This window comes from Micromonospora deserti (assembly GCF_003236335.1).
Taxonomy (GTDB): Bacteria; Actinomycetota; Actinomycetes; order Mycobacteriales; family Micromonosporaceae; genus Micromonospora; species Micromonospora deserti.
In genome coordinates this window covers 1-9,485 of record NZ_POUB01000230.1, presented here as the reverse complement: position 1 = coordinate 9,485, position 9,485 = coordinate 1, and the positions used below count along the sequence as shown (strand labels likewise).

The 9,485-nt window shown below is 67.4% G+C and carries 7 protein-coding genes and 1 pseudogene; 3 read left to right on the top strand and 5 right to left on the bottom strand.

The window, feature by feature from the left end:
* A pseudogene (locus tag C1I99_RS34860) lies at positions 1 to 143 on the top strand (IS630 family transposase); the annotation flags it as partial.
* Positions 144 to 559: 416 nt separating this feature from the next.
* Entirely contained in the window at positions 560 to 745 is a 186-nt protein-coding gene (locus C1I99_RS34635; RefSeq protein ID WP_111136576.1) for a transposase, read from the top strand.
* Positions 746 to 815: 70 nt separating this feature from the next.
* Here C1I99_RS34635 and C1I99_RS24620 read toward each other — a convergent pair whose 3' ends face one another.
* The 4 genes from C1I99_RS24620 to C1I99_RS24605 form a co-directional block, all read right to left on the bottom strand.
* Complete coding sequence (locus tag C1I99_RS24620) at positions 816 to 1,307, bottom strand: DUF1772 domain-containing protein (RefSeq protein ID WP_233512692.1); 492 nt, start codon at positions 1,305 to 1,307, stop codon at positions 816 to 818.
* A 92-nt stretch (positions 1,308 to 1,399) separates the two neighbouring features.
* Positions 1,400 to 2,602 (bottom strand): FAD-dependent monooxygenase, encoded by a 1,203-nt coding sequence (locus C1I99_RS24615; RefSeq protein WP_111136574.1) that lies wholly within the window; start codon positions 2,600 to 2,602, stop codon positions 1,400 to 1,402.
* 14 nt (positions 2,603 to 2,616) lie between these two features.
* Positions 2,617 to 4,128 (bottom strand): multicopper oxidase family protein, encoded by a 1,512-nt coding sequence (locus tag C1I99_RS24610; RefSeq protein ID WP_111136573.1) that lies wholly within the window; start codon positions 4,126 to 4,128, stop codon positions 2,617 to 2,619.
* Positions 4,128 to 4,772, bottom strand: a complete 645-nt coding sequence (locus C1I99_RS24605; RefSeq protein ID WP_146604042.1) for a hypothetical protein — start codon at positions 4,770 to 4,772, stop codon at positions 4,128 to 4,130. Before C1I99_RS24605 ends, C1I99_RS24610 begins: the two co-directional genes overlap by 1 nt.
* 127 nt (positions 4,773 to 4,899) lie before the next feature.
* Between C1I99_RS24605 and C1I99_RS34855 the strand changes: the two genes are divergently transcribed.
* Positions 4,900 to 7,791, top strand: coding sequence for an ATP-binding protein (locus tag C1I99_RS34855; protein WP_111136571.1), 2,892 nt, complete (start codon positions 4,900 to 4,902; stop codon positions 7,789 to 7,791).
* 641 nt (positions 7,792 to 8,432) lie between these two features.
* Here C1I99_RS34855 and C1I99_RS24595 read toward each other — a convergent pair.
* Complete coding sequence (locus tag C1I99_RS24595) at positions 8,433 to 9,107, bottom strand: SMI1/KNR4 family protein (RefSeq protein ID WP_325049235.1); 675 nt, start codon at positions 9,105 to 9,107, stop codon at positions 8,433 to 8,435.
* Positions 9,108 to 9,485: the final 378 nt, after the last annotated feature.

Genomic DNA, 9,485 nt, shown 5'->3' with positions numbered 1-9,485 from the left:
AACGCATATGGGCCGTACTCAAACAACACATCGCCAACACCGCACCAGCGACCATCGCCGACCGGATACGACAAGCCCACGCCTTCCTCCGCGCCCGAAGCAACCAGCAGAACCTCACCACCACCGCACCCTGGACCTCACCGCTGATCGTGATCACGCCGCGGATCAGTTCGTTGCGTTTGGCGCTGGCCATGATCGGTGACATGTCGGTGCTCGCCGCGTTCGAGCAGGCCGGTCAAGCGCTGCTCACGCTGGCCCAGGGCGGCCGGCTGTGTCGCGGCCTCCGCGTTACGTGCGGGGGCTGCTGTCGTCGCTGGAGCGTAAGAACGGGCGCTGGACCCCGGCGGACTTGGTGCCCTTCTTCAGAAAGCCGGTCTCGTCGGCGATCAGCACCGCGTCCGGATCACCGGGAAGAGGCCGACGGAAAAGGACCCACACCATGGGCACCTCGCCGGCGGCCCACTTCACTCGGGAAGCGGCCCGGGGGAAACGGACCAGCCCAACAGGGCTGGCACCGCGACCCGGGCCGACTTCACCGTGAACGTCAGCGCTATGCGCTCTGATCGCGGGTCGGGACTGGCTGACCGTCGTCAGGCTGCCGTCCCACGCCCCGGACCTCAACCCCACCGAAGGCGTCTGGTCCTGGGTGAAACACGGCCTGGCCAACACCGCCGCCCGTGACGTCGACCACCTCGCAGACCTGATGCGCAACGCCTACGGGCCGTCCAACTCCAATCCGATCTGATCGCCGGCTTCCTCGCCCACCGGCATGACCCAGGACCCCGAACCACCATGATCAAACGAACGTCAGACTCTCAACCTCCGTATCCTCGGCCGTTGCTGGCGGCCGCCAGCGACAGCGCCCGGAGCGCGCAGAACCAGCCTGCTGCCCCGAGGAGCATGCGGAGGTAGTTCAAGCTGGTCCACCACTGGACTGTCACGGAGATTTTCGATTCTGGCCAGGAACCGGCGGAGCTCTGCAACATGAGCATCTGGGGAACGAAGTAGCTGTAGCTGAAAATGGCGTATCCCAGCATGGTGATGCCGGCCGCCAGCACCCAGCGCCGGTTGGCCCGGTTGCCGCGCCACGCCACGATGTTCGCGACGGCAAGCAGTGCGACGACCGGTGATACGAACGGCCAGAAAGCACGGCCGGCGTTGTACATGCCCGACCGTTCCATGGCGGGGAGGACGTCACGCGGTGGCACGCCGTCCCAGAGTGGCACGACGACAATCTTCTCGTACAAGCCGGCGCCGAACTGAACTCCTACGAAGACGACCAGGAGCCAGAGCAGGACGGATGCCACCCGGCCGGGCACCGGCGAGGCGGAATTATGGGACATACTCGATGGCATTTAACGTGCACCTATCTCTCGTTTTGGTATCGTCGATATCGACCTCAGGCCACGTGCATCGCGACCTTTTCGTTCCAGTCGATGTGGTGGGTGTACATCCAGGCATGGGACTTCTGGCCGGCGAAGAGTTTCAGGGCGATGGGCATCACGAGGTCGCGGAAGACCCGCGCCACGGGGCCAGCGGATTTGCTGTTGGAGAGGGTCTTGGAATAGGCGACGACCCTTTCCACCCTGGGCCTGCGCAGCTGTTCGTAGGCGGTGAAGGCGGCGTTGATGTCCGGCGCGTCGCGCAGACATCTCGCCAGGATGACGGCGTCCTCGACGGCCATGGAAGCGCCTTGGCCGGCGGAGGGTGAGGTGGCGTGTACCGCGTCGCCGATGAGCACGGCCGGGCCGCGGTGCCAGACAGGGCTGGTGGGGATGTCGTAGACCAAGTGGGCGCCGATGTCCCCGACGCTGTTGGTGATGATCTCGTTGATGACCGGTAGGTCATCGGCGAACAGGTCACGCAGTTGGCGCTGCCACTGCGCCGTCGGGATGGCAGCCAGTTCTTTGCGGATGGGTTCGTCGGAGCGGTGCAGGTTGGCGAACCAGTAGGTCTCGCCGGACTCCCGTACCAGGTAACCGAAGAACGCCCGCTTGCCGAAAATGAAGTGTTGGGTGTCGGTGGTGGGTGCGAGATCTGCGCGGCTGTACCCTCCAACGCCGACCAGGCCGGTAAACCGCGGCTTGGCCGAGTTGGCGTCAAGAATTTGGCGGGTACGGGAGCGGATGCCGTCGGCGCCGATGAGGATGTCGCCCGCGGCGTCGGTGCCGTCGGTGAACTTGGCGACGACGACGCCGTCGGCGGTGACCTCGTAGGTCTCCAGGCGCTTGCCGTACTCGATGCCGATGCCGCGGTCGAGGGCCTGCTCCCGTAGTGCCTTTTGGAGTGCGCCGCGCCGTACGCAGACGCTGACGGTGCCGTCCGGGAGGGGCATGCCGTTGGCGACCTCGCCCAACCGTTTGCCGGTGCCGCTCCACATGACCATCCGGGGCATCGGGAATCCGTCAGCGCGCTCGACGACCTCGACGTCAATGGCGCGCAGCGCGTCCAACCCGTTGGACGCGACGTTGAGGAAGAGCCCCGTGTATTCTGCCGGCCGGTCGTACGCCTCGAAAATCCGAGACTCGATTCCCGCGCGCTGCAACGCCATGGCCATGGCCGTGCCGCCGATACCACCACCGACAATCAATGCCTTTTTCATGATGTCCTCTTTCCTCAACGACTGTGGTGGGGTTTTCCGGGCGACTGGCCGGGCTCGACGACGACGAACTGGCCCATCAGTCCCTGGTCCTCGTGGTAAAGCAGATGGCAGTGGTACATGTACGGGGTGTTGCGGTCGACGTAGTCGCCAAACCGCAGGGCGATGCGGACGGGTGTGTTCGGTGGCGTGTGGACGGTGTCCTTCCAGCCGCGTAACTCCGGCGGTGGTGGCGCGCCGCCGACGGACAGGACCCGGAACTGTGCCTCGTGTACGTGGAAGTTGTGCGGCGCTTCGTCGATGGCGGTGATTTCCCAAACCTCGGTGGTATCCCTGGTCACCGCGAAGTCGATGCGGCTCATGTCCATCCGCGCGCCGTTGATGGAGTATCCGGAAAGTTGGAAGGTGCGGATTGCGGCGGGTGTGGAGGTGTCGGTCCGAGGGAGGTCGGCGAGCCGGTCGGGTAGCGGAGGCGACGGGGACAGTTGTGTCGCGGCGCGTAACTGGAGGACGTCGAGGGTGTCGTGGCCGCCGCTGAAGCGGGCGTTCCAGACGTTGGTGCCGACCTCCGGCGGGTAACTGCGCAGGACGGCACGCTCGCCCGGGCGCAGGGTTACGACGATTTCGGCGCGTTCCCCGGGGGTCAGCTGTATCCGGGCTGTCTCGTACGGGGCGGCGAGCAGCCCTCCGTCGGTGCCGACGAGCGCGAACGGCCGGTCGTCCGAGAACCCGAACCGGTAGATCCGCGCATTCGAGGCGTTGAGCAGCCGCAGCCGCACCCGCTCCGTAGTGACATCGTGGTACGGCGCGAGCGTCCCATTGACGCAGATCGTGTCCCCGAGGATGCCCATCGATGTCCAAAACGCCTCGCTGTCGTCGAGTTGATTGTCGTCGCCGAACTGCTTGTCCTGGACGATGACCGGGATGTCGTCGACCCCGTACCGGCTCGGTAGGCCGGCCGGCGTGGTCGGGTCGTCGACGATGAACAGGCCGGCCATGCCGAGGTAGACGTGCCGCGCGGTCTGCTGGTGCGGATGCGGGTGATACCACAGGGTGGCGGCCGGCTGGGCGACTCGCCACGTGGGAGTCCACACACCGCCCGGCTCGATCATCTGGTGCGGCCCACCGTCCATCGCCGCGGGCAGATGCATACCGTGCCAGTGCAGGCTCGTCGGTTCGGACAGGGCGTTGCGTAGGTTGATCACCACTGTCTCGTCCCGAGTTGCCCGCAGCGTCGGCCCGAGGTGCCCCCCGTTGACGCCCAGGGTGGCGGTGGCTCGCCCAGGGCGGAACTGGTGCTCACCTGCGGTCGTCCGGAGGTCGAATACCCGGCGGCCGGATTCGTCCGCGCGGCTCGTCGCGAGTGGCGGTATGGCCAGCCGGTTCGTGAAGTTCAGTCGCCCGGCGGTGGTGGTGTCGGCCGCGGCCCACGCCACCGCCAACCCGCCGCCGAGTGAAGCGGTGGCGGCCGGGACGCCGATGAGTCCCATCTTCAACAGCGACCGGCGGGTGATGCGCAGCGACCCCATCAGGCGACCGCGCCGATCGTCACGGTGTCGGCGCTGCCGGACACGATCACCTGGTACCAGCGGTCGCCGGTGTGTGGCCGGGACGACTGTTCGATCAGCCCACCGCCGACCGCGCCGAACCACCGGTCGTCGAGCATCACCTTGGTGGCGCCCTTTCCGATCTCCAGCCGTACCGGTACGTCGGCGGGACGATCGACGCGAAGGTCCTTCACGGAGGTGAGTCGGATCGTGGTCGATACCGTCGGGTAGCCCAGGATGAGCCGCAGGTGAGTTGCGCCGGAGTGGAACGCGACCGAACGCACATCGAGGCCGGTGAGGTCGGCGTCGAGGTGTTCGGCGCCGCCGTGCACATCGAACGCCCACGGCACTGCTGGGCTCAGGCGTACGGTGTTGGGGCCCATTTGGTGTAGCAACCGTGAGCCCAGCGGGTACTCGACATGGACGTTGTGGCCGGCCGCCCAGACCAGCGGCAGCGGGTGGGCGAAGTCCGCCGCCATCAGTCCGGTCAACTGCTCGTCCACGCGCAGACCAAGCTGGGCCAGGCCGCTGTCGAAGCTGAGCCTCGCCACCCCGGACGTCCCGTCGGCGAAGGGCACGACAACGTGCGGGTCGCGGGCTCCCGCTGATGTCGAGATGACGCTCATGATCGGCCTCCAGGAGGGCATGCGTTGGATAGACTGAGCCTCCCGGGATCAGGGGGTTCCGCGCCTCGGGCAACTGCCCTAGCCACCGCCTTAGATTCCGCCTCAGGGACTGCCTACCCTCGATCAAGTGGGGTTGAAGGTGTTCGTGGGGCGGCGGGATCAGTTGGCTTCGGTCGACGAGGCGGTTCGGCTCGCGCACACCGGAGAGCCACAGTTCGTGGTGTTCGGCGGCGAGGTCGGAATCGGCAAGACGCGCCTGATGCGGCACGTCGCCGACTCGTCGGCGAAGTCCGGGATGCGGGTCCTGTCCAGCGCCTGCGTCGAGCTGGGTGTGGAGGGCTTTCCGCTCGCGCCGGTTACCGCCGTACTGCGCGGCCTTGTCCAAGAGATGGGCGAAGCAGCGTTACCGGCTCTGCTGCCGGGCGCCGACGCCCTGCTGGGGCTGCTTCCGGAGTTGGGCACACCGGCACCGGCCCCAAGCAGCCAGGCGCAGATGTTCGACCTGTTCGCCGCTCTGCTGCGGCGGCTCGGCGCCGAGCGCCCCGTACTGCTCGTCATCGACGACCTGCAGTGGGCCGATCGCTCAACTCGCGATCTGCTGGGGTATCTGGCCCGTACCATGCGAGCCGCGCGCGTCCTGACGATCATGGCGTATCGCACCGACGATCTGGACCACCGCCACCCGCTGCGCCCCTTCCTCGCTGAGCTGGAGCGCCTGCGCGGAGTACGCCGCAGCGAGCTGGCAAGGTTCTCCAGGGCCGAGATCGCCGAACTGGTTGCCGGGCTGCGCGCCGCTCCGGCCGCCCGGCCGCTGGTCGACGAGGTATACCGCCGGTCGGGTGGCAACGCCCTGTTCGCCGAGGAACTGGCCCAGGCCGATGGGATCGGTGACGTCCCGGACTCCCTCCGCGACCTGCTGCTGCACCGCGTCGAACAGCTCCCCCCTTCCGCGCTGCGCATCGTGCGGCTGGCCGCCGTCGGTGGGCGCGAAGTCCCCCACCGCCTGCTCGCCGCCACCGCGAGCCTGGACGAGGTGCGGCTGCTGGACGCGTTACGGGCCGCCACGGCCGTGCAGGTGCTGGTCGCTACCGCGGAGGGATACGAGTTCCAGCACGGGTTGCTGCGCGAGATAACCGCCGCGGATCTCCTGCCTGCGGAGCGGGCACGGCTGCACCGCCGGTATGCCGAAGCGATCGAGGCCGATCCCAGCACGGTGCCGGCGGATCGGCTCGCCGCACAGATCGCCCACCACTGGCACGGCGCGGGCGAGGACCGAAAAGCGCTGCCCGCGCTGGTACGGTCCGCGGAGGTCGCCGGGAACATGTACGCCCGCGCCGAGCAAGCCCAGATCATCGAGCGCACGCTGGACCTGTGGCCGCGTGTACCCGGTGCAGAACAGCTGTCCGGGCACAACCGGCTCGACCTGTTCGAGACGGCTGTCAGCGCGGCGACCTGGGCCGGGGAGGACTATCGCGCGCTCGGCCTGATCGACCGGGCGCTCGCCGAGATCGACCAGGCGCGGGAGCCCGGCCGGGCCGCGAAGCTGCTCGCCCATCGCGGTATGACATTGCACAATCTCGACCGCGATGGCGCGCTCACGTCGGTGGAGGAAGCAATTCGGCTGCTGCCCGCCGCACCTGCGCACATTCGCACGAGCGTGCTCGATCTCGTCTCTGCGGTGTTCGCGCTTCGCGGGCATCCCGCCCGGGCCCGGGACGCCGCTGAGGAGGCGGCGCAACTCGCCGCCGACTTGGGCGACGTCAAGGTGACGGTTAACGCCCGTACGACGCTGGGCTGGGTGCTGTGCCAACTCGGCGCCTACGACGAGAGCCTGGCGACCCTGCAGGCAGCGAGCGACCGGGCCAACGAACACAACGATCTGGTGCAGGTAGCGAGGGCGCAACTCAACATCGCCGAGGCCCTGGCCAGCCTCGGGCACTACACAACCATGATCGACGCCGCGCACGCCGGTCTCCACGCGGCGTACCGGTCAGGCGTCAGCCGAACCCTCGGGGCGCTGCTCGCCGCCCACCTCTGCGCCGCGCTCGCCGCCGTCGGCCGGTGGGACGAGGCCGAATCGACCGGCGCGACTGCCCTCGACATGGACCCACCCAACGTGTTCAGCGCTGCGCTGTACGCCCTGCGCGCCGAGATCGCCTTCGCCCGCGGCGAAATCGAAACCGCACGCGAACAACTGTCCCTCGCCCGTACCCTGCTGGGCCCGGTGTCCCATCCCGGCCCGGCAGCCCTGGCGGCGACCCGGCTCGAAGCCGAGATCGCACTTGTCGAAAACCGGATCGGTGCCGCGCAAGCGACCATCGCCGCGGCGCTGCCCGCCGCAACCAGCACCAGCCTCGCTCTGTACGCCTGGCCACTGGTCACGATCGGCGGCCGGATCGAAACGCACGCTCGGGTGCGAGCCCGAGTTCAGCTCCGCTCCGCCACCGGCGATGGTGCGATCGACGCGCTGCGTGCCGTCGCGGCCCATCTCCCCACCCACACCCCGCTGTTTCGGGCATATGCCGCCGAGTTCGCGGCAGAGACCGGAGAACCGGCCACTTCCTGGCCCGACGTGGTCGAGGCCTGGGACGCAGTCGGCAGCCCTTACCCCGCCGCCCGCGCACGGCTGCGCGCCGCGGAAGCAGCCCTCGGCGTCGGCGACCGTCCCACCGCACGGCGATGGATCCTGGCGGCCGCTGAACAAGCCGACCGCCTCGGCGCCCAGTCACTGTCCGAACAGGTCCGTCTACTCGCCCGTAGCAGCAAACTTTCGCTCGGCGCACAGGCCGAACCGCGCGCCCGTACCGGAGAACTCGAACGCCTCGGGCTGACGGAACGCGAAATCGAAGTGCTCCATCTCGTCGCAGCGGGCCGGTCCAACCGCCAGATCGGTGAGCAACTGTTCATCAGCGCGAAGACCGCCAGCGTGCACGTCTCCAACATCCTGGCCAAACTCGGCGTCAACAGCCGGGGCGAGGCCAGCGCCACCGCCCACCGCCTACACCTCCTTGACGAATAGGTGGGGGGCGAGGAGGCGCTCGCCGGCGACGGTCTGCGAGTCCCGACACGGCACTTCGAGCGCGTCCGGCCAGTTCTGAGCCAGGATCGAGGTGCCCGCGACCCAAAGGGCAGGAGACGACCGCCACCATCCACCCGAGTCTCACCGTGCGACGGCTTGCCGATGGACGGGGCAGGACGCCGATCTTGGCCAGAGCCGGATGGCGGAAGGCTCGGACTACTCACCCTCGACGTCCGGGCGCCGCGCCGTCCCGCCGGACACCGCGCAGACGGCAGCGGTCAGGCCGCACGTTCCAAACCCACACTTGCGGTGCACCTCCCCGAAGCGCTCCGCCGGCCGTTCTACCAGGAGCAATGTCGCCCGTGGGGCCACGTCTCGGTACGCATTGGGTCCGCATTTCGCGTCGCAAGGGTGGGCAAGCCGAAACCCCAAAAGTATACATATTCGCATCGCGACGTGGGGCGGGGCGTTGCGTGCCGGTGTCAACCGCTCATGATCGCGGCTCGGGCGTGTCGACAACTGTCAAGGGTCAGGTTCAGACTCACCCCGGTCCGCATGGTGCGCGGATGGGCTGGATCTGAAGGCGGACTCCCTAACGAGCGAAACCTTTGAACGGCGATCTTCGCACGTTCATGTCGATGTCAGCGTATGCGCTCAACGGACTTCGCTTGTTCCTCGAGCTCATTAAGCCAGCCGAGATACCACCTGGCGAAGGTGAGCCGGCGTCCGTGCGCGTCGATCAGCGGGGCAAGGTCGATGGCGTCAACGCGGTAGTCGCGCCAGACTGTTCCACGTTCGTCTCCGGTGACGACGAGCCAGTAGCGGCGAAGGCAGCCCTCGTCGCACAGGCAGATTGCGCCAGCGGTGCGGCCCGGGTGCCACACCGTTTCCTCCCACCGCCGATGCGCGACCTCGTAGTCGTCGCGGTACTCGAAGTCGTACTGGTTCGGCACACGAAGGCTAAGCGGGTCGATCGGCGACCCGTTGATGTGCTGAGGGGCGAAGGGCTCAGCCAGCCGGTCAGTGTCGGTTCGATGCGTGCTGTCCGCAGCCCACTCCCACGCATCCGCCGCGCGACGAAGCCTCAGCACGCCGTAGGCAGGACCTGCGCCACCGGCACCGACGTGCAGCAGAAAACCACGGTAATCATCTGGCAACCGAGTGTCGAAGGCGCGCTCCGCATCCTCTACTTCTGATTCCGACAGCGAGGGCGCCAACTCAAACCCATGCGCGAAGCTGGCGAAGGTCCGGCCAGCGCCCTGCAGGTCCTGCAACCGTGACACCCGATCGCGAACCCCATGCCATGTCTCCTCCATCACGCGCGGAGTCTAACGGCGGCGGCTGCCCACACACACGACGGTCTTCAGCCAACGCAGCATGTGGCGGTTTGAAGCCTCCTCCCGAAAGGCGACTTCGAAGGGCCAACCTTCACCTCCTGCACAGCATCGATTCCTGAAAATCGCTCCTACCTACATTGCGATCACCATTCCTCGTTCGTGGCACACGTCATTGCGTTCTCGGGTTGCTGCAGGGGTGACCCATGCCGATCTACTCATCGACATACAGGCCTAGATGAATGAGTCCTAAGTCTGAGCTGGTCAATGGGTATGAGGCTCCAGGGCTGCCGCCGCCCAGGCCCGGCTTTATGATCACCTTCATGACCTCCGCGCTTGTCTTGATTGACCTGATGCCCA

Coding starts and splice junctions, on each gene's coding strand:
- C1I99_RS24615 (WP_111136574.1), bottom strand. CDS start 2,602: ATGAAAAAGGCATTGATTGTCGGTGGTGGTATCGGCGGCACGGCCATG.
- C1I99_RS24610 (WP_111136573.1), bottom strand. CDS start 4,128: ATGGGGTCGCTGCGCATCACCCGCCGGTCGCTGTTGAAGATGGGACTC.
- C1I99_RS24605 (WP_146604042.1), bottom strand. CDS start 4,772: ATGAGCGTCATCTCGACATCAGCGGGAGCCCGCGACCCGCACGTTGTC.
- C1I99_RS24595 (WP_325049235.1), bottom strand. CDS start 9,107: ATGGAGGAGACATGGCATGGGGTTCGCGATCGGGTGTCACGGTTGCAG.